The following is a 292-nucleotide window of genomic DNA, read 5'->3' as shown; positions in this document are numbered from 1 at the left end:
CGATATCTTTGATGATTGCTGCAATGATTGGTCCACTTGCGATGGCAAAGCTCAGCTTGTCAGTATTAGGCATTAAAGGTAGTGGTTTTCTCTCGTTGTTGATTAAGCCAATTAAGCTAATTGGATCTGCGTTTATGATGTTGGGGAGGGCGTTATTAGCTAACCCGATTATCTTAATTATTACCGCCATTGCGGGGGCAGCTTATTTGATTTACAAGCATTGGGACAAGATAGGTCCCTATGTGAAAGGCGTGTGGAATTTAGTCACTGGTATTTTTAAGGATGCATTGAT

At 41.1% G+C, this 292-nt stretch carries 1 pseudogene; it reads left to right on the top strand.

Annotated elements, in window-relative coordinates:
• Positions 1-11 precede the first annotated feature (11 nt).
• Positions 12-292, top strand: a pseudogene (locus tag PROVRUST_RS18905) (phage tail tape measure protein); the annotation flags it as partial.

It is taken from the genome of Providencia rustigianii DSM 4541 (genome assembly GCF_000156395.1).
GTDB classification, from domain to species: Bacteria; Pseudomonadota; Gammaproteobacteria; order Enterobacterales; family Enterobacteriaceae; genus Providencia; species Providencia rustigianii.
This window is presented reverse-complemented; position numbering and strand designations above follow the sequence as displayed.